This window comes from Arthrobacter sp. MP_M4, assembly GCF_035984855.1.
GTDB lineage: Bacteria > Actinomycetota > Actinomycetes > Actinomycetales > Micrococcaceae > Arthrobacter.
In genome coordinates this window covers 57,597-83,722 of sequence record NZ_JAXCHX010000012.1, presented here as the reverse complement: position 1 = coordinate 83,722, position 26,126 = coordinate 57,597, and the positions used below count along the sequence as shown (strand labels likewise).

Annotated in this window: 32 protein-coding genes and 3 pseudogenes; 14 read left to right on the top strand and 21 right to left on the bottom strand. The window is 63.7% G+C overall.

Going from position 1 to position 26,126, the window contains the following annotated elements; all coding sequences use genetic code 11:
* Nucleotides 1-72: 72 nt before the first annotated feature.
* Nucleotides 73-669, bottom strand: coding sequence for a helix-turn-helix domain-containing protein (locus RCH15_RS10880; protein ID WP_326960676.1), 597 nt, complete (start codon nt 667-669; stop codon nt 73-75).
* 76 nt (nt 670-745) lie between these two features.
* On the opposite strand from RCH15_RS10880, the gene RCH15_RS10875 reads away from it, so the two are divergent.
* The 10 genes and pseudogenes from RCH15_RS10875 (at nt 746) to RCH15_RS10830 (ending at nt 9,877) form a co-directional block, all read left to right on the top strand.
* On the top strand, nt 746-1,672 hold the full coding sequence (locus RCH15_RS10875) for an NAD(P)/FAD-dependent oxidoreductase (RefSeq protein ID WP_326960675.1): 927 nt from the start codon (nt 746-748) through the stop codon (nt 1,670-1,672).
* Nucleotides 1,673-1,720: 48 nt separating this feature from the next.
* Nucleotides 1,721-1,966 (top strand): hypothetical protein, encoded by a 246-nt coding sequence (locus RCH15_RS10870; RefSeq protein ID WP_326960674.1) that lies wholly within the window; start codon nt 1,721-1,723, stop codon nt 1,964-1,966.
* Between the two features lie 110 nt (nt 1,967-2,076).
* The gene (locus RCH15_RS10865; protein ID WP_326960673.1) at nt 2,077-2,256 is read left to right on the top strand and encodes a hypothetical protein; all 180 of its coding nucleotides are present in this window, start codon (nt 2,077-2,079) and stop codon (nt 2,254-2,256) included.
* A 1,192-nt stretch (nt 2,257-3,448) separates the two neighbouring features.
* Nucleotides 3,449-4,390, top strand: a complete 942-nt coding sequence (locus tag RCH15_RS10860) for a ferritin-like domain-containing protein (RefSeq protein ID WP_326960672.1) — start codon at nt 3,449-3,451, stop codon at nt 4,388-4,390.
* A 593-nt stretch (nt 4,391-4,983) separates the two neighbouring features.
* Entirely contained in the window at nt 4,984-5,256 is a 273-nt protein-coding gene (gene tatA, locus RCH15_RS10855) for a Sec-independent protein translocase subunit TatA (protein WP_326960710.1), read from the top strand.
* A 48-nt stretch (nt 5,257-5,304) separates the two neighbouring features.
* Nucleotides 5,305-6,098, top strand: a pseudogene (gene tatC, locus RCH15_RS10850) (twin-arginine translocase subunit TatC).
* 327 nt (nt 6,099-6,425) lie between these two features.
* Entirely contained in the window at nt 6,426-6,602 is a 177-nt protein-coding gene (locus tag RCH15_RS10845) for a CsbD family protein (protein WP_326960671.1), read from the top strand.
* Nucleotides 6,603-7,184: 582 nt separating this feature from the next.
* Nucleotides 7,185-7,325 (top strand): hypothetical protein, encoded by a 141-nt coding sequence (locus tag RCH15_RS10840; RefSeq protein ID WP_326960670.1) that lies wholly within the window; start codon nt 7,185-7,187, stop codon nt 7,323-7,325.
* A gap of 15 nt (nt 7,326-7,340) precedes the next feature.
* A pseudogene (locus RCH15_RS10835) lies at nt 7,341-7,694 on the top strand (TspO/MBR family protein).
* 335 nt (nt 7,695-8,029) lie between these two features.
* A complete protein-coding gene (locus RCH15_RS10830) occupies nt 8,030-9,877 on the top strand; it encodes a glycoside hydrolase family 15 protein (RefSeq protein WP_326960669.1) in 1,848 nt (615 codons plus the stop codon).
* A 559-nt stretch (nt 9,878-10,436) separates the two neighbouring features.
* Here RCH15_RS10830 and RCH15_RS10825 read toward each other — a convergent pair.
* The 15 genes from RCH15_RS10825 to RCH15_RS10755 form a co-directional block, all read right to left on the bottom strand.
* Entirely contained in the window at nt 10,437-10,613 is a 177-nt protein-coding gene (locus tag RCH15_RS10825) for a CsbD family protein (RefSeq protein ID WP_326960668.1), read from the bottom strand.
* A gap of 113 nt (nt 10,614-10,726) precedes the next feature.
* Entirely contained in the window at nt 10,727-10,906 is a 180-nt protein-coding gene (locus RCH15_RS10820) for a YegP family protein (protein ID WP_326960667.1), read from the bottom strand.
* A gap of 212 nt (nt 10,907-11,118) precedes the next feature.
* Nucleotides 11,119-11,409, bottom strand: coding sequence for a hypothetical protein (locus RCH15_RS10815; protein WP_326960666.1), 291 nt, complete (start codon nt 11,407-11,409; stop codon nt 11,119-11,121).
* A gap of 7 nt (nt 11,410-11,416) precedes the next feature.
* Nucleotides 11,417-12,046 (bottom strand): hypothetical protein, encoded by a 630-nt coding sequence (locus RCH15_RS10810; protein WP_326960665.1) that lies wholly within the window; start codon nt 12,044-12,046, stop codon nt 11,417-11,419.
* Nucleotides 12,047-12,165: 119 nt separating this feature from the next.
* Nucleotides 12,166-12,525, bottom strand: coding sequence for a hypothetical protein (locus tag RCH15_RS10805; RefSeq protein WP_326960664.1), 360 nt, complete (start codon nt 12,523-12,525; stop codon nt 12,166-12,168).
* On the bottom strand, nt 12,500-13,114 hold the full coding sequence (locus RCH15_RS10800; protein ID WP_326960663.1) for an Asp23/Gls24 family envelope stress response protein: 615 nt from the start codon (nt 13,112-13,114) through the stop codon (nt 12,500-12,502). Before RCH15_RS10800 ends, RCH15_RS10805 begins: the two co-directional genes overlap by 26 nt.
* The gene (locus RCH15_RS10795; RefSeq protein WP_326960662.1) at nt 13,111-13,680 is read right to left on the bottom strand and encodes an RNA polymerase sigma factor; all 570 of its coding nucleotides are present in this window, start codon (nt 13,678-13,680) and stop codon (nt 13,111-13,113) included. The genes RCH15_RS10800 and RCH15_RS10795 overlap by 4 nt, the downstream gene beginning before the upstream one ends.
* 126 nt (nt 13,681-13,806) lie before the next feature.
* A complete protein-coding gene (locus RCH15_RS10790; protein ID WP_326960661.1) occupies nt 13,807-14,034 on the bottom strand; it encodes a CsbD family protein in 228 nt (75 codons plus the stop codon).
* 77 nt (nt 14,035-14,111) lie between these two features.
* Nucleotides 14,112-14,720: a hypothetical protein gene (locus tag RCH15_RS10785; protein WP_326960660.1), complete on the bottom strand. Its 609-nt coding sequence runs from the start codon at nt 14,718-14,720 to the stop codon at nt 14,112-14,114.
* The gene (locus RCH15_RS10780; protein ID WP_326960659.1) at nt 14,717-15,298 is read right to left on the bottom strand and encodes a DUF6286 domain-containing protein; all 582 of its coding nucleotides are present in this window, start codon (nt 15,296-15,298) and stop codon (nt 14,717-14,719) included. Before RCH15_RS10780 ends, RCH15_RS10785 begins: the two co-directional genes overlap by 4 nt.
* On the bottom strand, nt 15,295-15,702 hold the full coding sequence (locus RCH15_RS10775; protein WP_326960658.1) for a hypothetical protein: 408 nt from the start codon (nt 15,700-15,702) through the stop codon (nt 15,295-15,297). Before RCH15_RS10775 ends, RCH15_RS10780 begins: the two co-directional genes overlap by 4 nt.
* Complete coding sequence (locus RCH15_RS10770) at nt 15,699-15,890, bottom strand: DUF2273 domain-containing protein (protein ID WP_326960657.1); 192 nt, start codon at nt 15,888-15,890, stop codon at nt 15,699-15,701. Before RCH15_RS10770 ends, RCH15_RS10775 begins: the two co-directional genes overlap by 4 nt.
* Nucleotides 15,887-16,369 carry an Asp23/Gls24 family envelope stress response protein gene (locus tag RCH15_RS10765; protein WP_442784509.1) on the bottom strand — a complete coding sequence of 161 codons (483 nt, stop codon included), beginning with the start codon at nt 16,367-16,369 and terminating at the stop codon, nt 15,887-15,889. The genes RCH15_RS10770 and RCH15_RS10765 overlap by 4 nt, the downstream gene beginning before the upstream one ends.
* Before the next feature lie 156 nt (nt 16,370-16,525).
* Nucleotides 16,526-16,768 carry a hypothetical protein gene (locus RCH15_RS10760; protein WP_326960656.1) on the bottom strand — a complete coding sequence of 81 codons (243 nt, stop codon included), beginning with the start codon at nt 16,766-16,768 and terminating at the stop codon, nt 16,526-16,528.
* A 7-nt stretch (nt 16,769-16,775) separates the two neighbouring features.
* Nucleotides 16,776-16,979 (bottom strand): hypothetical protein, encoded by a 204-nt coding sequence (locus RCH15_RS10755; protein WP_326960655.1) that lies wholly within the window; start codon nt 16,977-16,979, stop codon nt 16,776-16,778.
* Between the two features lie 310 nt (nt 16,980-17,289).
* Between RCH15_RS10755 and RCH15_RS10750 the strand changes: the two genes are divergently transcribed.
* The 4 genes from RCH15_RS10750 to RCH15_RS10735 all read left to right on the top strand — a co-directional run bounded on the left by RCH15_RS10750 (nt 17,290) and on the right by RCH15_RS10735 (nt 20,479).
* The gene (locus RCH15_RS10750; protein WP_326960654.1) at nt 17,290-18,051 is read left to right on the top strand and encodes a mechanosensitive ion channel family protein; all 762 of its coding nucleotides are present in this window, start codon (nt 17,290-17,292) and stop codon (nt 18,049-18,051) included.
* A gap of 98 nt (nt 18,052-18,149) precedes the next feature.
* Nucleotides 18,150-18,620, top strand: a complete 471-nt coding sequence (locus RCH15_RS10745; protein WP_326960653.1) for a MarR family winged helix-turn-helix transcriptional regulator — start codon at nt 18,150-18,152, stop codon at nt 18,618-18,620.
* Between the two features lie 170 nt (nt 18,621-18,790).
* Nucleotides 18,791-19,588 (top strand): PRC and DUF2382 domain-containing protein, encoded by a 798-nt coding sequence (locus RCH15_RS10740; protein ID WP_326960652.1) that lies wholly within the window; start codon nt 18,791-18,793, stop codon nt 19,586-19,588.
* 291 nt (nt 19,589-19,879) lie between these two features.
* Nucleotides 19,880-20,479 carry a hypothetical protein gene (locus RCH15_RS10735; RefSeq protein WP_326960651.1) on the top strand — a complete coding sequence of 200 codons (600 nt, stop codon included), beginning with the start codon at nt 19,880-19,882 and terminating at the stop codon, nt 20,477-20,479.
* Nucleotides 20,480-20,873: 394 nt separating this feature from the next.
* Here the strand turns inward: RCH15_RS10735 and RCH15_RS10730 are convergent, their stop codons facing one another.
* The 5 genes and pseudogenes from RCH15_RS10730 to RCH15_RS10710 all read right to left on the bottom strand — a co-directional run bounded on the left by RCH15_RS10730 (nt 20,874) and on the right by RCH15_RS10710 (nt 26,125).
* Entirely contained in the window at nt 20,874-21,296 is a 423-nt protein-coding gene (locus RCH15_RS10730; RefSeq protein WP_326960650.1) for an EAL domain-containing protein, read from the bottom strand.
* Between the two features lie 22 nt (nt 21,297-21,318).
* Nucleotides 21,319-21,775: pseudogene (locus RCH15_RS10725) on the bottom strand (transposase); the annotation flags it as partial.
* Nucleotides 21,776-22,677: 902 nt separating this feature from the next.
* On the bottom strand, nt 22,678-23,316 hold the full coding sequence (locus tag RCH15_RS10720; protein WP_326960649.1) for an isochorismatase family protein: 639 nt from the start codon (nt 23,314-23,316) through the stop codon (nt 22,678-22,680).
* 320 nt (nt 23,317-23,636) lie between these two features.
* Nucleotides 23,637-24,245, bottom strand: coding sequence for an isochorismatase family protein (locus RCH15_RS10715; RefSeq protein WP_326960648.1), 609 nt, complete (start codon nt 24,243-24,245; stop codon nt 23,637-23,639).
* A gap of 8 nt (nt 24,246-24,253) precedes the next feature.
* On the bottom strand, nt 24,254-26,125 hold the full coding sequence (locus RCH15_RS10710; RefSeq protein ID WP_326960647.1) for a hydantoinase B/oxoprolinase family protein: 1,872 nt from the start codon (nt 26,123-26,125) through the stop codon (nt 24,254-24,256).
* Nucleotide 26,126 lies beyond the last annotated feature (1 nt).

The following is a 26,126-nucleotide window of genomic DNA, read 5'->3' as shown; positions in this document are numbered from 1 at the left end:
CGTCATGTTGGGTAATGGGCTGATGCGGGTCGGCATCAGCCGCAGGCTCAGACGCTTCGGCGGGTTTCGTTGCTATTCGTTGAGGTTCTTGCTTGCTTTCGCTCGGACGTGCATCTTTTCGCCTTGTCCTCCGAAAACGCTTAGTACCTCTGCCTGCTGATCTCCCGTGCTGCCAAACCAATGCGGCACGTGAGTATCGAACTCCGCTACCTCGCCGGGGCCCAGGACCAGGTCATGGTCACCGAGAACGAGGCGCATGCGGCCCGAAAGGACATAAAGCCACTCGTAACCGTCGTGCGTCTTCAGGACGGGCTCCGTTTTGGAAGTGGGGATAACAATCTTCCATGCCTGCATACCCCCGGGTTGCCGTGTCAACGGGATCACGGTGCGCCCGTTCGCGTTTCTGGGTTTCAGGCGGATGCGGGGATCGCCGACTTCGGGGGCGCCCACCAGCTCATCCAACGGCACATGGTAGGCCTGGGCCAGCGGTAGAAGCAGTTCCAGGCTCGGGCGCCGTTGCCCAGTCTCCAGTCGGGACAACGTGCTCTTGGAGATACCCGTAGCGGCGGCGAGGCTGGTCAGGGTGACATCACGCTGCATACGCAGGCGCTTGAGCCGGGCACCCACTTGATCCAACGCTGAGGCGATCACTGCTGTTTGGTCTTTCACAGGACCATCAAACCCCCGATTCCCGGAAACGGCAACGTTTGTTGCCGACACCGGACTGAAGGGCGATTCTAAAGTTATGACTGATTACGACGTATTAATAGTGGGCGGCGGTGCCGCAGGATTGTCGGCTGCTTTGGTTCTAACCAGAGCCCGCCGCAAAGTTCTGGTCGTCGACGCAGGGGAACCGCGCAACGCCCCGGCATTACACATGCAGGGCTTCCTCTCGCGCGACGGCCTCCCTCCCAAAGAACTCCTGTCCCTAGGCCGGGACGAGGTGAAAAGCTACGGGGGCGAGATACTGGCTGGCACGGTCACCGAGCTGGTCCCATCGGGTCCAGGATTCTGCGTATTGCTCTCAGACGGACGGCGCGTTTCCACTCGTCGTCTCCTCGTGGCCACCGGGCTGCGGGACGAACTTCCATCCATCCCGGGGCTTGCAGACCGGTGGGCAAAAGACGTTCTGCATTGCCCCTACTGCCACGGCTACGAAGTCCGTGACCAACAGCTCGGCGTCCTTGGCGGCGCACCAGACACGGTTCGCTACGCACAGATTGTTCGTCAATGGGCCAAGGACGTTGTGCTGTTTGTACCGGCCGGCTTCCTAACTAAACCTCAACGTACGGAACTGGTGGCCCGTTCAATCGGAATCGTCGAAGGCGAAGTCAGCCGGATTCTGGCCGAAGATGACCACCTGCATGGCGTCGAAATGCGTGACGGCAGCGTCATCCGGCGTGAGGCACTGTTCGTTCCACCGCGCTTCGTCCCCAACAATGATCTCCTCGTCCGTCTCGGCTGCCAGATTGACGAAACCGGGTGGGCCGTCAAAGACGGCGCCGGCCAGACCACGATCCGCGGTGTGTGGATAGCGGGGAATGTAGCCAATCCCCGCGCCCAGGTAATCACCGCCGCCGGAGAAGGATCCGCAGCCGCAATGGCGATCAATGCGGACCTCGTCGACGAGGACGTCCGGGACTCCATCACAGCCTTCAATTTGGGCTTTTAGCCCGACTTTCCACGTCAACAAAAAATGCTAACCAATATAGGAGAACCCATGTCGAACCCATCCACGACCGCCCGTCCCACGCCGCCGACAAAACACCAGCTGGCACTGATGATCTGGGTCGCCGTCTTCCCAACCCTGACAGTGATCAACCTGCTCTTCGGTGAACAGCTCGCCCCTCTCCACCCGGTCCTGCGCACTCTCGTGCTGGCAACAATCGCCGTACCCATCGTCATCTACGGCATCATGCCCCAACTCCACCGCCTGCGCGCCCGGCTACTGAACCGCTCCAGCTAACACGCGACCTGCCCGACCTCTGCAGCTGCGCAGCCTGCGTGACAATACGTGCGCAGGCTGCACGGGCCTCTCGCCCGTGTAGAACAACCACGAGACCTAGGAACCCACACATGGATTTTGCTTGGACCGTACCGGTAGCCCTCATCATCTCCGGCACCACCTACGCCACCTACAGCCAGTACTTCAAACACAAAGAACGGCTCGCGGTCTCCGATACCCGAAGCTCTGCCGATCCCGGAATCCAGCGCCAAGACGTGGACACGATCACACAATCAACCGCAAATCGCTGAGCTGCGCGCCAGCCAGCTCGAGAAGCAAGGTTAGGCGCCTTTGGGGCTTCCTCTATCTATCCCTCCGCTACCTCTAGGCGACTTACTGTGACCTACTGGGAACAACTCCCGAAGAGGGAGGCATTGACTACGCCAGCCTCGCATAGCCGGACAGGCATATTGCCAGGGCAATTTTAACGACCCTTACGGCGGTCCCGTACCGGTCATCACTCTCTCAGGGTTCTACTCCGAAACGCCGGGTAACCGGCCTACTGGGGGGCAATACTCCTAAACCCAGGCAGCCCCATGCGGGGGCTAATGCCTGCCCTCGCAGACACAAAGCCCCTGGACGACGCGAAGAAGGCCCTGCCGGTACGTACCTTGACGAAAGATCCATTATCGGCATCGTGAGACGCCCTAAAATGCGGGGAAGTTGCCCCCCTGTGGCGAGCCGGCGGAGGCTTCCCAGGGCCGGTGCCCGGCCTCATTGGCGAAGCTCCGGTCAAATAGCGGTTGACCGGAGCTTCGAATCATTATGACCAGTCGAACCTTGACGTTCGCTGAGAACGCGGTCGCCGGGTTGTGCGTCTCGGGCAAAGGTTGATCTCGCCGAACATAAAAACCGATAGCCATGGTTATGTCAACCTAGGTTGGCGGTGAATCCATTTTTTATTTCAAAGACCGGGAGTAATGATGCGAAAACTCGACGAAGGCCCCTAGTGTTCCAGTGCGTCAGAATCCCAACGAGGTACGCATTATGTTGCCGCCTGAAGTGGAGAGTGGCGGGTAAGCGGATGGGTGCACTCCAGCAGGAGTGCACCCATTAGCTGGTGCCGAGGATCAATCCTTTTTGAAGGCGTCCTTGACTTTTTCGCCGGCCTGCTTCAGGTCGCCTTTGGCCTGGTCCCTCACTGTCGCCTGCCGCCCCGCTCCCCCGCAGCTCACCCGGTAACCACTGATGCCCTAGCCCGGACATGCTCATAGACCAGCTCACCGGCCTCACCGACAGTTCCACGAAGCTGATCGGCCCGCCACGCCCATTGGCTTTCCGGCCACCCATCCATGATGCGGATCACAACGAATCTCCAGTATCACCACCATGGGTATGCCCATACGCTGCAGGTTTGCGCCGCTGATTCCGGCCGGGGAGCCGGTGGGAGTACCTTCCGAATTGTCATGGTCTCAAAAACGCACTCATGACAGGAGCACACCAATGTTCGACCAGAAATTCATTACCGAAGCACTGAACCGCAGCGCCGAAAACCCGATGGACCGGCGCATCCTGTTCCGCGCCGCCGGGATCGCAGGGATCGGCGGGGCCGCGGCCCTGCTGACCAGCTCACCGGCCCAGGCATCCAGAGAGGAAGAGCACTCCGGCAAGGGACCCAGCGACGGGGCCATCCTGAACTTCGCGCTGAACCTGGAATACCTTGAGGCGGAGTTCTACCTGCGTGCCGTCACCGGCCGGGGCCTGGACGACGCGCTCACGGACGGCAAGGGACGCAAAGGCGGGGTCACCGGCGGAGCGAAAGTTCCCTTCAAACCCGGCAGCCTGATCGGGAAATACGCGAAGGAAATAGCCGCCGACGAAGAAGCCCACGTCAAATTCCTCCGTACCGCACTGGGAAAAGCAGCCGTGTCCCGGCCCCAGATTGACCTGGAAGCCAGCTTCACCGCCGCGGCGATGGCCGCAGGCCTGATCAAGGCAGGCCAGACCTTCAACCCCTTCGCCGATGAAACCAGCTTCCTGTTGGGCGCCTTCATCTTCGAAGACGTCGGCGTCACCGCCTACAAAGGTGCCGCCCCGCTGATCGATAACAAAACCTACCTTGAAGCCGCCGCTGGTATCCTCGCTGTCGAGGCATACCATGCCGGGATCATCAGAACCACCCTGTATGCGTGCGATCTGCAGGTGCCCGCCCAGGCCATCTCGGACGCCCGGGACAGCCTGGACGGCTCCACCGACCTGGACCAGGGCATCGGCACTAAGAACACCGCCAACCTCGTCCCCACGGACCAGAACGCCATCGCCTTCAGCCGCAGCCCAGGCCAGGTCCTTAACATCGCCTACCTCACTCCCAAAGCAGTACACGAAGGCGGGTTCTTCCCCGAGGGCGTCAACGGCCAGATCAACACCAGCGCGGCGAACTCCTGACCCCCAGCACACCCACGACAGAAACAAATGGACCACACGGCAGGCGGGCACCCGGGGGGCGCTTGCCCGCCGTGACCGGGGCCGAACGGCCCATGCGCCCGCCGGCGCGTCACCCGGGCTGATCCGCGTCCCGCCGGAGATCAAGGTGCGCAGATCGGCCCCGAAGATGGCCACGAGCGGCCAGAGCACAATCGCAGCCACGCCTTCCACAATGTTGCCGGGAGTGTTCCATGCCACCAGGTAGCGTGGGTGGCATCGAAGCAACTGCCGGGGAAAATAGCGAGGGCGTCACCGACCCGGCAGACCCTTGGTTGTCCGCATTGATCAAGCATTCCAGCGTGGACAGCAGATACCCGGACCGGCGAGGCCTGCAGCGGCGGGGCCAACAGATAAATCAAGAGACATAGCGCCACTCTGCTGCCGCTGAGTCTCCAGTGCACCCCGTCCTATGGCGGACCGCCGTCCACCCGTTGATGGTCGCCCAAAATTACCTCTGTCGGACCGGGGCCAGGGGCCCGTCCCGTGCGCGGTCCCGTGCGCGACATCGAATCAAGTTGGACGTAGGATTCGCTAACATGAAAGGACCTCCCGTCATGAGGCTTGAAGGCTGGCATCTGATCATCATCATCGTTCTCGTTCTGGTGCTTTTTGCTGCACCCAAGCTGCCGGGCATGGCCAGGAGCCTGGGCCAATCGATGCGTATCTTTAAGTCCGAAGTCCGCGAGATGAAGGAGGAGGGCACTCCTGAGAAGGACGCCGCGGACTCCGGACCCGTCAAGGGCCGAACCGTGAACCACCCGAAGTCAGCGGGGGCCGAAAGCCGCACCGGTGATGGAACCGATGTTCCGCCGCCGGACCGCGCCTAAGACATCATGGCAGCCGGTAAGAGCGGCCGGTCCAACCCCGAGGGGCGGATGGCGCTCCTGGACCACCTCAAAGAGCTGCGGAACCGGCTGTTCAAGGCCGCGATCGCCGTGGTGCTGGGAACCGTCGTCGGCTTTCTCGTCTATCAGCCCTTTCTTACAGCGCTGATCAAGCCGATCCGTGACCTGAACGAGCATGAGGGCCGGCAGGCAACGCTGAATTTCGACGGCGTGGCGAGCTCCTTCGACCTGTTGATCCAGGTCTCCGTGTTCCTGGGACTGATCCTCGCCAGCCCCGTCTGGCTCTACCAGCTCTGGGCGTTCATCGTCCCGGGCCTGCATAAGAAGGAACGCCGCATCGCCTTGTCGTTCGCCGCGGCGGCCGTGCCGTTGTTCCTCGGCGGCGTGGCCCGGCCTGGCTCGTGCTACCGAACGCGGTCCGGGTATTGACGGATTTCACTCCCGCCGGGGGCTCCAACTTCATCAGCGCCCAGATCTACCTTTCCTTCGTGCTGCGCCTGCTGCTGGCCTTCGGCATCGCGTTCCTGCTGCCCGTGGTCCTGTTCGGCCTGAACCTGGCCGGACTGGTCAAGGGAGCCCAACTCCTCAAGAGCTGGCGGATCACCGTGTTCCTGGTCTGCCTGTTCGCAGCCATGGCCGCGCCGGGCGCGGATGCAACGAGTATGTTCTATCTGGCCGTGCCCATGCTGGTGTTGTTCTTCACAGCCATCGGGCTCTGCCTGCTCAATGACCGCCGCCGGAACAAGCGGGCCATCAAACGCGCCACTGAGACCGAAGCCATCGCGGACCAGGGGACTCCCGGCCCCGAACTGGGGAATCTCTAGCCCCCGGCGCACCGGCCCAGCCGCGCACCGTCTGCCCGGCCTAGTGCCGGAAGCCGCGCTGCTAACGGGTCCTCACCTATGTTCTGTCTTCGAAGGGCCGTTCCAACACCGAAGCAGACCTGCCCCCCAGCGCCGAAATCACACCCTAATGCCCGCGGTAATCTCCGGCCCGGACCCAGGGGCCGGCCACGCCCGCCAGTTCGGGCTGCTGGGCAGTGGATATCCAATTGTCCATCGCTCCCATTCCTGATGGTGTCGTCCCTACAATGGACTATCGGCCTCCGCGGCATTTCCGTTGCCGGCGGCCACCACCTAAGGAGAATCACCATGGGTTTGGGAGACAAGATCCACAACGCCGCCGAGAAACTCCAAGGTAAGGGCAAAGAAACCGCCGGCGACGCCACCGGTAACGACAGGCTAAAGGCCGAAGGCAAAGGCCACCAGGTCAAAGCCGATCTGAAGCAGGCCGGCGAAAAAGTCAAAGACGCCTTCAAAAAGCACTAAGACATACAGTCGGACGAAAGTGCGGCCAGAGGGATCGCACCACTGCCGCGCTTTCGCCTGCAGGCACCCGTGTGAAATAACTTCTACTGACGGACAGACCGGGGCGGGCCGGGGCGGGGCGGCGTCGGCCGGGAGTAGGTCCCGGAGGCCGTTGCTGGCGCAGGGAACCCTGCGACAACCAGGAATATCGCGAGAAAGGATTCGTCCGAGAGGATGCTGCCGATACACCCGGCCGTTGTCTCGGTACCAAACAGCAGCCGCGCCCTGGTTGTACTGTTCAGTACCCGCACAGGCACGATCGCGCATGTGCGCCTTCCTCTCCGGCCAGGGCCCGTGTCCGGGAGCGGTCCGGGCACTGAAGCCGGCGCCCGGCGATGAGCATGAAGAGCGCCACGGGTGCGCCAATGGTGTGTGCAGCCTAAGGCGGGGCGAGGCCAGGTCCAGCGGCGAACTCGTCTGCTGAATCCGCGCGGATCGCCTCGTCATCCGGACGCGGCACCTGGTCCCCGGCGTAGCGGCCGGGTGGACGGCCGCCCCGGAATTGCCCTAGGTTTACCTGTGCCCGCGAAATCTGAACAACCCATGCCTGAGCAGCCAATGCCGGGCACCGGCCCTCAGATCGCGGCGTTACTGGCGTTCTCTGCCGTATCCCACGCGGTGTCGTTCCTAGGTTCCCTGGCGATCATCGCGAACGCCCACGGCTGGTACGCGACAGCGAACTAGGCGCTCTGGAGACCACTGGGGTGGGTCTTCGGGACCGTCTGGACGGTGCTCCACACGGCCATGGTCGTAGCCGCCTGGCTCATATGGCGCCAGCGGTCGGCCCCCGCCGAGGCGCCTTGTCAGCCTACGGGCTCCAGCTGGCTTTGAACTTGGCCTGGGCACCGACATTCTTCAGCATGTATCCCATGCTCGGAACCGCCGCCCTGTGGCTGGCTTTTCTTCGTCAATATCGCTCTGTTCCTGGGAGTGGGCCTGACCGTTCTCCGCTTCGGCCCTAACGACATGACCGCAGGGCTGTTGTTACTCCCGTACATTTCCTGGATCATCTTCTCCGCCAGCCTGAACCTCCACGCGGCAACCACCAACTGACCCGAAGACACCCACCGGGGTCTACCCACAGGCTTTCTAATTCGTGAAATATCTGATCTTATGCTGCACGGCGTTCGGTAACGATCGTTATCGGACACCACCGACAGGTGATGCCGGTTCCGGCCGAACTGGTCCCCAACCCCGATCTGGCTGCTCTGCGTCCATATGCACCGGCGCCCTGACTGCGGTATATAGAGGAAGCCGTTCGGGATATGTAAGAACTTTGATGTTGCTCGTCCCGGCCGCGGGTCCTTAATGAGAGCCAGGGGAACGTATCCGACGTTCCACCGTGCCAGGCTCTGGACCGTCCTGAATGAATCAGACAGGGTGTACCGATGACCAGTGAGCCCATCGCCAGCTATGGCATGCTCTCTGATTGCCGCTCCGCCGCGCTGGTGAGCGCTGCGGGTTCGGTGGACTGGCTGTGTTTTCCCCGTTTTGACAGTCCCTCGGTGTTCGGTCGGATCCTGGGCGAGGACGCAGGCTACTGGTCGATCCGGCCTGCGGCCCCGCACTCTTCGAGTCGCCGGTACCTCGGGCCGACGATGGTGCTGGAAACGGTCCACACCACGGCCGCCGGAACCGTGACAGTCACCGATGCCCTGGTCCTGGGAGATGGGAACCGGGGCCACGAACTCGGGGCGGGGGCGCCCGGAACATTGCTGCGGCAGGTTGCCTGCATCGACGGTGAAGTCGAGATGGAGGTGATGTTCACGCCGCGGCCGGATTACGGGCTGATCCGGCCTCTTCTCTACGGAACCCCCGGCGGCCTTCTGGTCCGCGGCGGGGCCGACGTGCTGGCCTTTTCCACCCAGGTCGCCTTCGACCTCGAGGGTGGTGAAGCGCGGGCGAAGCCAGTCCTTCGGACCGGAGACGTTTTGGGATTCGCCCTTCACCACCAAAATCCCGGGCGGGTACCGCCGGTGTTCTGGAACCAGGAGGACATCGCCCTCCGGCTGGAGGACACGCTGGCGGGCTGGGAGAGCTGGTCGCAGATGCACCAGAGCTACGACGGACCGTGGCAGGACCTGGTCGCTTCCAGCGGCAGGGTCCTGCAGGCACTGATGTTCTATCCGACCGGCGCGATCGTCGCCGCCCCGACGACGTCCCTGCCCGAGGTCGTCGGCGGCACCCGGAACTGGGACTACCGGTATACCTGGATCCGGGACGCCAGCATGACCCTGCAGGCGCTGTGGGTGGCTGCGTGTCCGGACGAGGCTGGGAAGTTTTTCCAGTTCCTCGCGACGGCTGCCGCCGGCCGGCTGAGCAACGGCGGCGAGCTGCAGATCATGTACGGCATCGGCGGGGAACGGGACCTGTCCGAACGAGTGCTGGCCCACCTGCCGGGCTGGCGCGGCAGCGCCCCGGTGCGGGTGGGAAACGGCGCCTGGGACCAGCGCCAGCTCGACGTCTACGGCGAACTCCTCGACGCCGCCGCGACCCTCCCGGAGTATCTGAACGATCTGGAGCCCGGGACGCGGCATTTCCTGGCCGATGCGGCCGACGCTGCAGCGTCGCGCTGGCAGTCCACGGATCAGGGCATCTGGGAGGTCCGCGGCGCACCCCGGCACTACCTTCATTCAAAGCTGATGTGCTGGGTGGCCGTGGACCGGGCCATCGGCCTCGCCGGCCTCCTGAATGCGGAAGCGCGGGTTCCGCACTGGGTGCAGACCCGGGCGCAACTGGCCGGCTCGATCCGGGCGAACGGCTGGAACGCCAGAGCCGGCGCCTATACCCAGGCCTACGGCTCCGAGGACCTGGATGCGTCGGCACTGATGCTCTCCATCGTGGGATTCGTGCCCGCCGATGATCCCCGGATGCTGGCAACGATCGAGGCCATCGACGATCGGCTCACCGACAACCGGGGCCTGGTGTACCGGTACCGGGCCGATGACGGGCTCTCCGGAGTGGAAGGAACGTTTCTGCTGTGCACCTTCTGGCTGGCCCATGCCCTCGCCTTGGCCGGGCAGACCCGGCGGGCCCGCGCTGTCTTCGAACGGGCCGCTGGGTTCGCCACGGATCTGGGCCTGCTGGCCGAGGAGGTCGCCCCGGCCAGCAGCGAGCTGCTCGGAAATTTCCCGCAGGCCTTCAGCCATATCGGCCTCGTCAACGCCGCCTGGGCCATCCGCACGGCCGAGGACAAAGACCGGCTCCCTGCTGCCGGCGCCTGGGACGCCCCGTGACGGGTCCGGTTCCCGGACGTCGGCGCCGTGCGTTGATTCAGTTCGGAATACTGGTAGTTCTCGTGGTTGCCGCAGCCCTCGCGGCAAGAAACACCCCTGCGACACTGCTACCGCCACGCCGATATTCACCGTGATGCCCCGTTATCTGGAGTGTTGTCCAGGAGTTCGCGGTCCCGTCGTCGGTGAACAAAACCGTGAGTCGGTCGGTGGTCCCGGAGTGATCAGGTGTCGTGGCGTCGGCAGCCGGCCGTTAGCTGATGGTGAACGGGTTGCTCTGGGCGGTGGTGAGCCCGCTGGAAGTTGCGTCCCGGGGTGTAGTTCCCCTTTATTCGATTTTGCAGCCAGCAAAAGCGGCCGCGAATGAGACGGCGATTTTGGGGTTTGCTGTGCAGGACAGGGTGGCACCGTACTGATGCGAAAACTCGACGAAGGCCCCTAGTGTTCCGGTGCGTCAGCATCCCAACGAGGTACGCATCATGTTGCCGCCTGAAGTGGAGAGCGGCGGGTAAGCGGATAGGTGCACTCCCGCAGGAGTGCACCTATTAGCTGGTGTCGAGGATCAATCCTTTTTGAAGGCGTCCTTGACTTTTTCGCCGGCCTGCTTCAGGTCGCCTTTGGCCTGGTCGGTCTGACCTTCGGCTTTCAGGCTGTCATCACCGGTGGCTGATCCGGCGGCTTCCTTGCCCTTACCGCCGGCCTTCTGTGCTGCGTTCTCGATCTTGTCGCCCAGTCCCATGCTGTCCCTCCTCGAATTGGTGGCAGCCTATTTGGGCCGCCCCAACATAATAAGCCTGCTTAGCAAGGGCTCGCCAGTGCCCGGTGCTGCCACCCGGCCGGCCTGCCGAAGGATTAGGTGGTGAGGTCGATGATTTGCGAGTCTGCGTTCTTCTTTACGGATTCGATGCCGCCCAGAGCGCCAGCCTTGGCCGTGTAGCTTTCAGAGGAGGCGATGGTTTCGCCGTTGGCTGCCTTGAGCCGGAACCGGTAGCCGCCGGACTTGTCCTGGTAAACCTCGTACTTGCCTGCCACAGTGAACTCCCTACCCTGTCGTGTCAGGCCGGCCCAGCGGCCAGCCCCACCTCAGCGTACCGGGCCGGTGCCCCCCACCCGGAGCGCGATGGTGGCCGGGCCGTCGCAGGATGTCCGAGACTTCGAGTGGGGAGGTCAGGACGGCGGCAGCCCCGTGCGCAGCCAGCGTTGACATTGGATCACGGACACTGGCCTGGTTGCGATGAACGGGTTCAGACGACGGTTCCCGCTGCGGCCTGCTTTGCCGGGGATCCGGTGGTGGACTTCGTCACCCCGGCGTCAGCGGCCCACCCCGGCATCGGGCGGCTGCGGATCCTGCCATCGTGGTTGCCCCATTCACGGCTTCGGTTCCGCCCTATCGAAAGCAGGGCTGATGAAATCCTGCCCAGGGCGAGGGCCGCGACTGCCACCAGAAGCAGCACGATGAATACCAGAACCAGGGCCAGGGCCAGCAGCCCGGCCACGAGTAGGGTGGCGACATAGGTGAGGTGGAAAGTCAGCATCGACTCCTCAGATCTGCGATGCTTTGGCGTCAGCGTGGATTCTGGAGGGCGGCACCACGGAAGCTGAAGGGTGCTCAGGATGCGCGGGGGTTGCCGCGGGACGCCGGCGCCTGATCCTGCCCTTTACGTTGGGCGGCGAGGGGTCGGTGTTCCGGGCTGATATCTCCTGGCCGATGAGCTCGTACCGGGCGATCATCTCGGGGACGTCCGTTCCGGGGCATCCGTTTTCGTCGTCGAGCCACGCGAAGATAAAGTCGCTGGCGGACAGCAGGTCATCGGTGCTGGAACGGACCAGTCGGGGTGTGCGGGGTCCGTCGCCTGTGCTGGCTGCCGCCAGGGTCACTTGCGACGACGCGGCAGCGCCTGTGACGGTCTGGGCGGCGCCTTCGGTGTTGCGGCGTATATAGGTCACGGTGGGGCACGGAGCAGTCCGGAGTTCCGCGAGGGCGGCCGGGTCCACGAACGCGGCGTGGCACAGGAGCACATGGATACTGGTTCGGGCCCGCAGCTGCCGGATTCTGTCGATGATTCCGGAGAGGGTTTCCTGGGAGTTGCTGGTGAGTCTGCCGCGGATATCGATGGTGACGGTGCTGCGGAGTGCGTTCAGGCAGAGGCGTGCGTTGAGGTGGTGGTCCATAGGTTCTTCCGATGAGGGCGCATACGCTGACGGGAGGAAGGTTCCGCCGCTCTGCCTTTCCGCGGGTTGGCGTCGCGGTGCGCTTCCGGGGCCGGCGGGAGCTGACACGAGCGGCCGGCTCATGGTGCCGGTGCCGTTCCAGGAGTTGCCGGCGGGTATCGGATGGAGCTGATTTCAACGGTGATCTTAAGGGGGCCGGGGGCACTGTCGTCATCGAGGGCGGCGCGGAGGGCTGCCGCGATGGCGCGTGCCAGGCGCGTGGTAGGGACGGTGCCGTCGGCGCCGACCCGGACCATAAGAGTCTTTGACGTGGTGTCATTGCGGAGGCGTACGTACTCCAGTTCAGTGGGTCGGTCCTCCGGGGTCAGCGCGTTCCGGACCCGGCGGGCGGTGGTTTTCCAGGCGGGGTCGGCCGGGTAGACGGTGTGAACACCGTCCAGAGACAGGATGAGGCTACGAAGTCGGGCCGAGTCGGTCATCGTCCTGTCCTTTCAATCCATGCGGGGAGGGTGGCCGGAGTTCGGTGATGGTGATGTTCACTAAGGTGATGTTGAGATCGGAGTGAGTGGCCAGGGCCGTGTCAAGTTCCCGGCGCAGCGTCTCGGCCAGGTCCGGGAGCCGGTAGCCGTAGCGGGCCGAGACGTCCACGTCGAGGGTGACCGGCGTGCCCGGGACGGTCACGTCCCCGATGAAGCGGGATTTGCCGATCATGATGCCGTCGATGGTGTCCCCGACGGCCCGCACGAGTCCCGTGAGAGCGCCTTCCGTCTGGTAGAGGAGGTCTTCGAGATGGTCGGGGGTGAGTGGGACATCGCGGCCTGCTTTGATCTCCAGGTCCAGGTTGGCGAGGATGTTTTCCAGCCAGGGACTCTCGTCCTGGTGTGCGTCGGCAAGGTCGGCTGCAAGCAGGTCCTGTGTCACGTTCTGCAGCCGTCGCAACGCGGCGAGGCCGGCCTGGCACTGCGGGCAGTCGCGGATGTGGTCCAGGTCTTCGGTGCTGCCGGTTTCGAGGTAGTCGCTAAGGTCTTCGATCGTGCGTCCGCAGCCGGTGTCGGTCGTGTCGTTCATCCCCAGTCCTCCAGTTCCTTCGCCAGTGTGGTCCGTGCCCGGGCAAGCCGTCCGCGGACGGTCGCTTTGCTGATGTTCAAGGCTTCGGCAATGTCGTCATAGGATTGCCCGCCGAGTTCACGCAAAATCCAACATCGCCGCTGTTCTTCCGGCAGGGCCGCCAGTGCCTGTTCCAGGGCCTGTGTCCGGGATCCGGTCATGGCGGCCGCTTCGGGACCCGGTGCGGGATCGGAAAGATGGGGAAGATGGTCGATGTTCGTATGCGGCTTGCGGCGCCGCAGGTGATCGAGGGCGCGGTTGCCTGTAATCCGCATCAGCCAGGGTCGCACGGCTGCCGTGTCCCGGAGTCCACCGATCTGCTTCCAGGCCTGGATGAGGGCTTCCTGAACGACGTCGTCCGCGTCATCGACCGAGCCAAGGACGCGCCGGGCGTAGGCGCGCATCATGGTGCCGTGCCTGCGCGCCAGGTTTTCGAAGGCTTCCATGTCTCCGTCGCCGGCCCGCCGGGCGAGCAGGTCATCGCTGGCCTCGGCGAGGGCTTCCTTGCGGGCCGTGGGTTCGCTCAAAATGTTCCCTCTGGGTGTCGAAGCCGGTACCTGACAGGCCGTTCGCGACCGTTGTCGGGGGCTGGGGTTCCGGTCTCCCGCCCCGGCGAATGGGGGCCGCGGGCGGGAGACCGTGGGTGAAGCATGTTACTTGCTGAAGCCTTCTTTGAGCTTGCGGGCGGCATTCTTGATGTTTTCGCCGATGCCGGCTGCGGTGTCTTTAGCTTTTTCGCCGGCTTCTTTCATGCCGGCGGCGGCCTGGTCTTTCTGGCCTTCGCGTTCGAGTCCGCGGTCACCGGTGATCTTCCCGGCATCTTCCTTGGCGGCGCCGAGGTGGTTCTGCGCGGTGAATTCTGCTTTGTCGTCGAGACCCATGGGGTGTCCTTTCGTGAGTGGGTGGTTTTTGTTCCGGTTGTGGGTGCGGGGTTGCCGGCGTGGGACTCGCTGGCGGGTTAGCGGACGCGGTCGGTACCGGAAAGGCTGGAGCGCAACCCGGTGGTGATGCGTATCAGGACCGGGCCCTGGTCCCCGAGCAGATGATCGAGGCCCCTGATGAGCTCTTCCCCGCGGGCGGCCAGCTCTTTGGGAGAGACGCCTTTGCGGCCCTGAAGAGTCAGCTTAAGTCCGTCGGAGCGTTTCACTTTCCAGGTGCTCACAGAGGCGGAGACGATCCGGTCATCCCCGCTGACAGCGTCGCGGACGGCAGCCGCGACCAGTGGGGTTTCCACGGTAGTGGTCCCGTTCTTGGCCGGATCCTCGCGGCGTCCCACCCGGTTGGTGCGCCCGCCACCCTGGGATGCGATCCAGGCGACCAGCAAGACAATGATGATCAGGGCCAGCGCCAGGGCCGCGATCGTCCACCAACTGGTGGATGTCCCGGGAATCGGCGCACTGGCCAGCACAGTCGACGCGTCTTCCCGCAGGGAGGTTCCCGCAGTGTTCCAGCCCGCAGCGATGCCCGGATACAGGCCGGCCGCGCCGACGAGCACGCCGGCGCCGGCCAGGAGAAGCCCGAAAAGTCCCAGCAGCAGCCTATTCAGGCCGCGAGGTGTGCCGCTCATACTCCCAACGCTCCTTTCGTGCTGGTACGGACCTTGATCCGTGGTGGTGCGGAGAGCCCGTACCGGTCAACTTCATCCCGGACCGCGGCGTCTGCGGCCGCCACGTCGGCGGTGTTCCCCGAGCTCGGATGGATCAGCACTTCGACAGTGCGTTTTCCTATGGTGGTGGAAACCTGTTCCGGGGCCAGACCGGAAGCGGTACGGGCCTGCCGGGACACGGCCGCGGCAATAACCTCGTCATCGACGACGACAGCTGCCCTGTCACTGGCCAGGACGTGGCGGGACCGGTGCCCGGCCCGCAAGGCAAGCACCAGATAAAAGAGGCCGGCAAGAACAAGGCCGATGCCGGCCGCGATGAGTCCGGCCGGGAGCGTAGCAGTTGCCAGACCGGCCAGCCATTGACCGACCTGATCCGGTGAAACCAACAACGCCGGGTTCCCGGTGAGGGCCAGCACCGCTTCGGTGCCCAGCCAGAGCAGCACCAGGATCAGTGCAACCGCGGTAATGATTGACGCCAGCGCCCGTGACCGGTTGGTTTCCCGGCGGGCGATTCGACGGATGTACAGTTGGGTGCTCATCGGAGTGTGCCCCCCTTTTCTCCCCGGTGCAGGCCGGTGAGGCGGATATCGACCTGGGCTACGGAGGTCCCGGCAATGTCCAACGCGTCGTCGATGATCCTGGTGCGGGCTTGTTCGGCCCGTTCATAGAGCGTTCCGCCGGTTGCCGCAACGATGCCGGGGTTCCGGGCCGCATCGGTTAGGGACGGCACGGCCAGCGCCACCGCGACGGTGACGGCCAAGTGTCCCTGATCATCATGGATACGGGCCTTGACCTCACCGGCCGGAACCCCGAAGGCCGTCGCCGCGATCGCTTCGACGGTGTGGTGCAGCGCCGCCGAAGTGATCCTGGTGTGGCCGGCACGGCGCCCGGTGACCGGCGCCGCAGGTGCGGTTTCGGGACGGGCAATGGTCCCGGCGCTCACGAGGAGGAGCGCTTGCCGCGCAGGGCATCGAACACCCCGGTCAAATCGAGCCGGCCTTCAGCGGTGCGGCCCAGGACGGCTCCGATGGCCATGAAGAGGGCTACGAGAAGGAATCCCCAGAACCCGAAGACCAGGGCTGTGATCGCCAGGGTCGCTCCGATCGCCACGCCGGAAACGGTGGGGCTCACGAGACGCGCGCTTCGCGGGTCGCTGCTGCGTTCTTCTCGTCCGCGGACTCATCATCGTCGGAGGCGACGTGGATGTCGGTCACGGTGACATTGACTTCGGTGACCTCCATGCCGACCAGGTCTTCGACCGCGGTGAAGACAGCGTCGCGGACGTCGTCGGCGACCTTCTGCAGCGGGTGGGGATACTCAACGACAAGGGTGATGTCGACGGCGACCTGGGTCTGGCCGACCTCGACGGAGACTCCCTGGGTCAAATCCTTTTGGCCCACCGCGTCACGCAGGGATCCCATCATTCGGGCCGCACCGCCGCCGAGGGCATAAACGCCTGCGATGTCCTTGGTCGCAATACCGGCGATCTTCGCTACCACACCATCGGCGATGGTCGTGGCTCCACGGCCGTCCTTACCGGCTTCAGCCGGGACGGGGGCGGAGCCGGGACGCAGGTCCGCGGGGGTTTTGCTCTGGGGCTGAGTCGTCAAAAGAATCACTCCTGAAAATAGATGGTCATTCAAGGTTCCGGTGTGCATCTCTTAGATGCCTACGTGAATAAGACGCACCCGGCCCGGTGTTCGTCACGCCACCACGGGCGTGATCTGTATCACATCAATATTGGGGAGCGGTTGGCCGGGGCCAATTCAGTGCCGGGCCCTGCGGAGGCGACGTCGGCGAATGCCCGAGGCAAAGAAAACCAGCGACGATACCGCTCCCAGCACCAGTCCGCCGCCAAGAATGACAGCGACCAGGCCCGATCCGAGGACGAACATGGCAGCCGCGGCGGCCAACAGCAGCAAAGGCAGAACCAGCGCCGGAATCCAAAAGCCCGGACCGCGGATTGGAAGCGAGGGAACCTCGCGGGGGCCGAAGGGTTCCGGTGCCACGCTGGCTCTACTTCTCCGCCGTGGCCTGGCCGGGCCCGTCCGGGGCGTCCTCTTCCGGGTTGAAATTGGACCCGTCGTCAGTCGTCGTCAGCGAAATTCCCTCATCTGATACCGGGATGGTTCCGTCAGATCCGGTCCCGCGGGCCTTCCGCTCTGCTTCCGCCGCGTTTTCACCGCTGCCAGGTACCGGGTTTGCGTCGTTTTCGGTCATGGGATGTCCTTCCAATTGCCGGCATTGTGCCGTGGGTGCAGGGTTCCGCTCGCCCGGACCACGCCAACATATCGGCGCGGCCGTGACTTCCTTCACAGTACGCCCCGGGCCGCGCCCCCGGCGGCCGTGAACGCCCGCCCGACGCCCGGCCTTCATCGGTCGCTCGCGGGTTGCCCGGATCATGCGGCGGCAGGGACCGCAGGACACCCAATTACTAAGCATGCTTGCTTTTGTGGGGGAGGCCGTGTTTTTGCGCGGAAGACTTTCCTTCCCGCTCGCACCGCCCCACCCTGAATCCTGAGGAAACTAAATGGAAGATACACTCAAGGCCGGTCTGGCCACCGTCGTGGACTTCGTCCCCAAGCTGGCCCTGTTTCTGGTCATCCTGATCATCGGACTGCTGATTGCCAAGGCCATTTCCAAGGCACTGTCCAAGCTCCTGCACAAGGTCGGTTTCGACCGGGCTGTGGAGCGTGGCGGTGTCAAGAAGGCCCTGGCGAATTCCTCGCTCGACGCCAGCGACATCATCTCCAAAATCATTTACTACGCCCTGGTGCTGTTCGTCCTCCAGTTCGCGTTCGGCGTCTTCGGACCCAACCCGGTCACCACCCTGCTCGCCTCGATCATCGCGTTCCTGCCCCGCATCGTGGTGGCCATCATCATCGTGATCATTTCCGCAGCGATCGCTGCCGCCGTGAAGACCCTCATCCAGGGATCCCTCGGCGGACTCTCCTACGGGAAAACGCTGGCGAACATCGCCAGCATCTTCATCCTCGGCATCGGTATCATCGCGGCCCTAAACCAGGTTGATATCGCCACCACCGTGACCACCCCGATCCTGATCGCCGTGCTCGCGGCCATCGTCGGGATCCTGGTTGTCGGTGTCGGCGGCGGTCTGATCAAGCCCATGTCAGCCCGCTGGGAGCAGTACCTGAACAAAGCCGAAGAAGAGGCCCCCCGGATCAAGGCCCAGGCCCAGAACGCCCCCCCGGCAACCAAGCAGATCAAGGACGCCGCGCAGCAGCACCTGCCGGCCAACACATCAAAGGGCGCCGGGTCGCACCGCTCCTAACCCGCCCCTGTCCCCCGGTACGCCGGCCTGCAGGCCGGCGTACCGGGACGGGCGGAGTTCCCCTCCCCCGGCCGGCAGTCAACCGAAGGACATCCACCGTGGCAGCCAATGGCAGGACCCCGGAACCCCGCACGCCCGAACCCGACGGCCCGCCGATTCCGGGGCGGCCCCGGTGGTCCACCCACCAGCTGCTGTCCATGGCAGCCCGCTCCGTAGAGCGGCGGTGGGATAACTCCCTGGCCCGTGTCGGGCTGAACCACGCCGGGGTTCTCGCGCTCAAAGGCCTGGCCCACGCCGGACCTGTGACACGGGAAGCCCTGGCCGCGCTCATCCGGGTCCAGAGCCAGACGTTGGGCCGGGTACTCGCCCGGATGGAAGCCGCGGGCTATGTCTCCCGGTGCCGCAGCGCGACAGACCGGCGCAGCTACCAGGTGAAAATTACCGAGCCCGGACGGAACGCACTTCGCGCCGCACAGGAGATCGAACACAGCCTGCTGCCGGCCCGCTTCCGGTCCGGCTCCCTGCACCGGGAACTCACCGCACTGATACGCGACGGCGACCTGGCCTGACAGCCGGCAGTACCTGTGGCGCAGATCACAGGCAGCGGGCGTGACGATTACAGTCCGTGCCCCGTCTTACCTGTAGGCCCGAGAGGCCGGCCCATCACCCACAATCGTTTAATCCAGCGAAGAAACGGCATCAGGCGCCCCGCCCGAAGCCAAAATCAACAGGAGAAAAAATGATCAGCACCAACGACGTCGACACCTTGCTCGCCGGAAAAACCACCGTCTACTCCTCCGACGGAGAAAAAGTCGGCAGCATCGGCCAGATCTACCTCGACGACCAGAGCGGGGACCCCTCTTTCGCGACGGTCAAGACGGGCATGTTCGGTACCTCCGAGACCTTCGTGCCCCTCGCCGAGGCTTCCCTTGACGGCAACGACGTGCGCGTTCCCTATACCAAGGACCAGGTCAAGGATGCCCCCCGCGTCGAAGCAGACGGTAGCATCACCCCGGAAGAGGAAGACGGACTCTACCGCCACTACAACCTCGGCGGCACAGGCACCAAAACCGGTGAACTCCAGGACCGGGACAACGTCTCCGGCCGCGAATCCACCGACCGGGAATCCGTCGGGCACGACACCTCCGGGCCGACCACCGACGATGCCATGACCCGCTCCGAGGAACGCCTGAACGTCGGCACCGAGAAAGTGGAAGCCGGGCGGATGCGGCTGCGCAAGCACGTCGTGACCGAGAACGTCACCACCACGGTCCCGGTCAGCCGCGAAGAGGTCGTCCTGGAGCGCGAACCCATCACCGAGGAGAACCGCGGCGACGCCATGGCCGGCCCCGAGCTCAGCGAGGAAGAACACGAAGTGATCCTCCACGAGGAACGCCCCGTCGTGACAAAGGAAACCGTCCCGGTCGAACGCGTCCGCATGGGCAAGGAAACCATCACCGACGAGCAGACCGTCACCGAAGAAGTCCGCAAGGAACAAATCACCACCGACGGCGACGACACCCCGAAGAACCGATAACACCCTCGGGTTGAAGTCCGCGTAACGGCGGCCTTCAACTTACGGCAGAGGGGTTCTGTCCCGTACCCGGGACAGAACCCCTCTGCGAGCAACATCATCACCGACCGGCTCCCCGGACATCACCCTGAACCGAAGCCCGCGAAGGCCACGCGAACCCGGTAACGCCGGAGCCGATGATGAGTGCATGCCGGCGGCGACGCCCGCTGACGGACGAGACCGGCAAACAATATCCGGCCCTCCGCCGGCAAACCGGCTCCACACCGCACCGCACCCGAAAATGAGGATTCCATCATGAGTTCAACCCCCGAAAATGCCGGAGAAGTCCGGGAAAACCGCCGTGAGACCGTACTGGCGGAAGAAAAGAAGCAATTCGGCGGCATGAAGTTCGGCTCGGCCTTCTTCGGCTGGCTGACCGCCACCGGTATGGTAGTCCTGCTCACCGCAGTCAGTACAGCCATCGGCGCAGGCATCGGAATGGCCGCAAACACCGATCCCGGTCAGGCCGCGTCCCAGGACCCCCAGACCGTCAGCATCATCGGTGGCATCGTGTTGGCCGTTGTCCTGTTCGTGGCCTACTACTGCGGCGGCTACGTCGCCGGCCGGATGGCCCGCTTCGACGGGGCCAAGCAGGGCATCGCCGTCTGGCTCTGGGCCATCATCGTTGCCATCATCGTTGCCATCGCCGGGGCCATCGCCGGCAGCCGGTTCAATATCCTCGCGAACCTCAACAGCTTCCCCAGGATTCCCCTCAACGAAAATGAACTGACCACCGGCGGCATCCTCGTACTGGTCGCCGCCGTCATCATCACCCTCGGCGGCGCCGTTCTAGGCGGCCTCGCGGGCATGCGCTTCCACCGCAAAGTTGATAAGGCCGGCCTCAACAACCGTTAACACTCCCCAGGACCCCTGACCCTGGCCGGTCGTCGTCTCATCCTCGCCCTACCTGCCCCCCCTAGAACAGGACCACACCATGAAGAAAATCCTCCTCGCATTCCTGCCCGCCATCATCAGTCGTCTCATACGGGCCCGGAAAGCAAAAAACAACGGATCCGGACGCACCGGCGGGACCAACCGCCCCTGACCCTCCGTTCCCGAGACGACCCGTGACCGCGGCCCCTGCCGTGGTCAGGGGTCGTTCAAGCACACTGAGCGTGAGCTATGCCCAGTCCCGTTGGCTTGACCTTCGCGGTACTGGAAAAACAACAACTCCCGCGGCATACGTTCCACCCCGCCTTCAAGCCGGATCCGGATCCATTAGCCGGATATCCCTATTTCCTTAGACCGGTTATTCGGCCGGCGCAGGTTCCTCGGGGCGAAACATCGTGCTGGTCAGATATGAGACGCGCCAGGCATCGAATGCGGCTGCGGGCACCGGGCGGCAGATGTAATATCCCTGGACATTGTCGCAATCGAACCTCCTCAGGTGCCTGAGCGTCTCGGCGGACTCCACACCCTCGGCCAGGACAGTCAACCCCAGACTGTGGCCGAGGTCGATAATGCTGCATGCGATCAAGGCATCGCTCGGCTCTGTTGCCATGTTGGTTATGAACGACCTGTCATTTTTGATCTCCGTCACAGGCAATCTTTTGAGCTGGCCGAGGCTGGTGTAGCCTGCCCCGAAGTCATCGATGGACAGCCGGACACCCATGGCTGCCAGGGCTTCCAGCAGGCGCTGGGCCCGAACGGGGTCGCCGGGACGGTGGTGCATTCGGATAAAGCCGAGGAAACCGTTATGCCGAGGATGCGGCTTCTGCCCTTGTGGTTCGGGGGGTGCCCGGCCCATTCCTCAGCTCGGTGGTGGCTGCGGGAGTGGTCCCGACGGTCTGTGATTGTTCAATGAGGTCCAGGCCGAGGTAGCGGCGCGCTTCGATTCATTCATCATGTTGTCGGCCGGCACTGCGCCGACGAGCCGGCTCAGCGCGGTGCGGTAGGGGAAAATCCCGACCACGTCGGTGAGGCCGCGGCTTCCCCTGTTGAGGGGTTCCTGCGGACTGTTCGACCAGATCTGCGCCACAGGCCCCTGGTGAAGGGCGTGAACGCGGGGATGTCTTCCTGGGCGGCTTCGAGGTCGTCCGCGACGCGGGGCTGCTTATCCGCAAGGGCATCGAGGACCTGGTTGAACTGGGCGTGGACGCCGGCGGCGTCGTGCTGTTCGTAGACCGAGTGGAGCAGGGTCTTCACACACGGTCAGGACGCCTTAGGTGGCTGCGGCGACGGGCTAATTTTTGGGAAGGGCGATGGCAGCTAAGCCCACCAGTTCCTGCAAACCGCCCTCGAGGCCGGCACACCTACCGACTGGCCGGGCTCAGCGCGCTCCTGGTCTGCTCCGGGATCAGTTGCCATGTCATGCCGTTTCCCCCGCGGTCCTGCATGAACAGGCATCAGAGCGGAAAATCCGGACCGGCAGCAAACCCTCGGTCGATGTAAAAAACAATCAGCAGGTCATGTAGTACGCGACCCCGGCCACCATGAAGTGGTGAACGCGAAAATCCAAGGGAAGGACGAACAAAGATGAACACCCTCAAGAGGCCCCGCAGGGCGGTACCCGGTCCGCCGTAGGCAGCCGCTCCCCTACACAACCGAATAGGCCGCTTCCGGGACCCCACACACCCGGAGAATCAGATCAGAGGCGAGAGTGTGGACACTGTCCACACGAAAAAAGCATCAAAAAGCCTCTGACCTGCGGAAACACTGTGCCCGAGGTGGGACTCGAACCGGGTTCCAGCCCTTGCAAACACTGGACTCCCGCCGAAACATACGGAATCCGGGCCAGTCCGGCACCGGTACGGCCCAGTCCGAGACCCAAAGTGTGGACACTGTCCACACCCCCATTTCTCCCCCCAGAGGCCTCCCCCAAACAGCCGCACCCCGCAGTGACAGGGTGCGGCGCTTCTTTGCCCTGAAAGACTCGATCCTGCCGGGGAAGATCACCCGCAGCTGCAGCCTGGTACTGGCCGCGCCCGTTACGGACTCCAGGGCACGCCCGCACGGCGCACTGAGTCTCCAGGGTCCGCATAACGATTCCACCACCCTTCATCCCCTTCATGGTCCAATCGGCCGACAGCCCCATGACCCGCCGAGAAAACCGGTTATGCCCGGGTCAGGTGTGCGGCCCCGGCTATTGCCGAGCTTCCTAGATCGCTCTTTTTCAGAGCCTGCCGGGCTTCAAGGGCATCGGCCCAGTCATCGGTCGTGCTGACGGCGGCCCAGTTTGAGTTCAACAGCGTGAGCAGCGTGGTGTGCACTGTTCTTGCGTCGGCGAAACCTGCGTCGTTCGCGAGATTGATGGCCCCGGTGGCATCTGAGAGAACTTCGGTATTGAAGCCGAGGAACTCCGCTTCAACGGCCGAGGCGAGGATGCAGTTGTTGGTCATGTAGCCCACGAGGGTGACAGTGTCGATGTCATGCTCGCGAAGCCACCCGGCGAGGTCTGTGTCAGCGTAGACGGAGCCGTACTGCTTGATGACGCCCTTCCATGTATCGGTCCTGCGGCGTTCGATGTCGGGGTGAAGTTCAAATTCCGGTGTCCCCGGTGCGAAGACCGGTGCGCCTTCGCCTGCACTGTGTTGTACGGCCGCGATGGGGATCCCTGCAGCGGCCGCAGCGTCGAGAGCCCGCACGATCATCGCTAAAGACTCCTGGTGCGGCGGGTACTGGATCTCGAGTGGTCCAGTGAAGTACTGCTGCTGGACGTCGATGAGGATGAGGGCGCGACGAGGGGTGCTCATGATGTTCTCCCGGATAGCGGTTAGCTGGCCGCCTAACGGCGACCCTTCCATCTTCCGCAATCCACGCCGGGGCCACCAGCGGCACGAGGTCCCGTACAGGATTGATTCAGGCCAAAGGCGCTCCAAACCCCGCGCACGCCATCAATATTTGGCTGCAGCGCGTGTACCCCTCGTCGCAGCTCATAGCCGTCTTCCGGGGGTTTCGTAGCGATTGGTCATCCCACTTGGCATGATCGGGCACGACTGAGCCAGCGTCTACGGCTCTTCTGCCTGAACGACGCCGGCTCAACACCGCGTTTGAAGCCCCCCGGATTAACGCTTCAGCGGTCCTGGAGATAGCGAATTGCCGTTCGGCTGTCCAGCACTTCGGCATACTTGGCTTGAAGATCGAAGAGCGAAGCCTGATGCACCGCCTCGTTTCGGTCTCCCACACCGTCGCTGACGACGATGGGGATGAAGCCGTGCTGAATGGCGTCCACGGCCGTCGCCCGGATGCACCCGCTTGTGCTGGTCCCTACAATGACGACCGTATCCACGCCCTGTGCCTGAAGCAGCGATCCAAGGCTCGTGCCGAAGAATGCGCTGGCATATTGCTTGACGATCACTGCTTCATCCGGCAAGGGGCTAACTTCGGGCATGATCCGGCCATCGGGGGTTTCGCCGATAAGCCGCCGCAGCGCGGGGACTTTCTTGATAAAGACGCCTCCGTCCGCACCCTCAGGCCCATATCGGACTTTGGTGTGTATCACGGGCACCGAATTTAGACGGGCGGCAGCGATAACCTCGGCGGCTACTGGCAGGCACGACCCGGAGGGCAGACACAGAGGGCTTTCTGCATCGAAGTATGCCTGCATCAGGTCGATTGAGAGGATAGCGGGCTTCTTCCCCGGCGTTAGAGATCCGTTAAAGCCGTCGGTGAATCTCTCCACGGTTTCCCTCACACTGCCAGCGGCGGCGTCGGTGCAGGCAACCCCGTTTCGACCAGACTGTTGGCCAGCAGCGTTGCCATGTCACCACCCCGGTTGAAAAGGGGCAGTGGCTCTTCGCGGATCGACCGAAGCTCGGACCGCAGCTCTTCGGTTGCACCGGCGTCGATCTCCCCGTCCTCGCTGCAGGCCACACCGTAGCGGCGGGCCCCGGCAGCAGACACCAGGCCGCGGCGCACTTCCTTGCAGACCAATTCGGGATCACGGGCCAGCGGGTCGCCCCATCCGCCGCCGCCCCAGGTTACAAAGTGGAGGACATCGTCCTTGCCGACGGCAACATCATGTATCTTGCTGGGCAGCACCTCCGTGGTGCCGTCGGCCCTATCGATCCACTTGCGGCCCCGGGAGCCCGGTTCCCCTCCTTTGACTCCCCAGGGGTAGGTCAGCCAGCGGTCATCGTGGATGGCGATGGTGCCCGGCTCCAGGAACCGGTAGGCAACGTCCACTCCATTGCCGCCCCGGTGGAGTCCCACGCCGCCGGAGTCCGGGATGGTCTCCCAACGGTCAATGATCAACGGGTAGTAGGACTCCAGGTATTCGCAGGGGATGTTGACAAAGGAGGGCCACAGCGAATGACCGTCGGGGCCGTCGCCGACCGGCCGACCGGGGATGCCGCCGAAACCGATGGAATAGAGTTGGAACCATTCGCCCTTCCGCTCCCCTTCGCTGTAGTTGCCGGAATACATAAAGTGCGGGGACGACGAGAACCCGGCAGCATTCAACAGGTCCGGGTTGGCCTGCCCCAACAACCCCCCAAAGAGGTCGAAGAGCCGGCCGATGCCGTGGTTGCGGCCGTTCAGGGCTGCCGGGTACTTGGGTTTCCAGAATGAATTCTCCGGGATTTCAACGTCCACCAGTGGATAAAAGCCGTCGTTCCAAAGGATTTGCGGATCCGCCACGGTGATCATGTAGATGCCGAAGAACATGCGGATCAGGTTCTCGTTGATGTAGTAGTTGATCGGCCCCTGTGCTTGAGGACTGCTGCCCGTGAGGTCGATCAGCACCTTCTCTCCGGTGCGGGTGATGGTCATCGTCAGCTCGTAGGGCCCGAACCCCCGTCCGTCGTCGTCAATGTAATCCGTGAAGGAAAGCGGCTTGTTCTCTTCGAATACCAGTGCGAGCAGCACTTTCATGGCGCGGTAGTTGCGGTCGAGCAGAGCATTCAGGGCGGAGGTGTAGGTGTCCACGCCGAAGCGGGCGCACATCTCCTGGACCCGCCGCGAAGCCGTGCTGCAAGCCGCAACAATGCCGTTGAGGTCGGCCCGGTTCCAGTCCGGTTTCCGGACCTGGTTCAGGATGATGCCCAGCGACGTTTCGTCGCGTTCGCCCTTCCTATACAGCTTGAAGGGCGGGATGATTACGCCTTCTTCAAAGATTGTGCGGGCGTCCGTGGGCATAGAGGCCGGGGTCTTGCCGCCGACGTCGGTCATGTGCCCGAACTGGGACGCCCAGCCGACGATGCGTCCCTCGAAGAAGATGGGCATGACGACGAGCCAGTCGTTCGCGTGGCTGATAGCGGCGCCGCAAGAGTACGGGTCCGATGTCATCAGCACATCACCTTCCTCGATGGTGCCGCTGAAGTTTTCGAGGAAATCCGGGATGGACAGGCCAAACTGGCCCACGATCATCTTTCCGGCAGGATCAGCAATCAACGGGAACTCGTCGTGCTGTTCACGAATGCCAGGGCTCAGAGCCGTGCGGAAAAGTGTTTCGTCCATCTCGTAGCGGGCGCTGCGGAGAGCATTTTCGATGAGGTCGAGGGTCACAACGTCCACGTCCACCGTGTTGAGGGGTCGCGTGGCGGTTTCAACTATCTTTGCCATG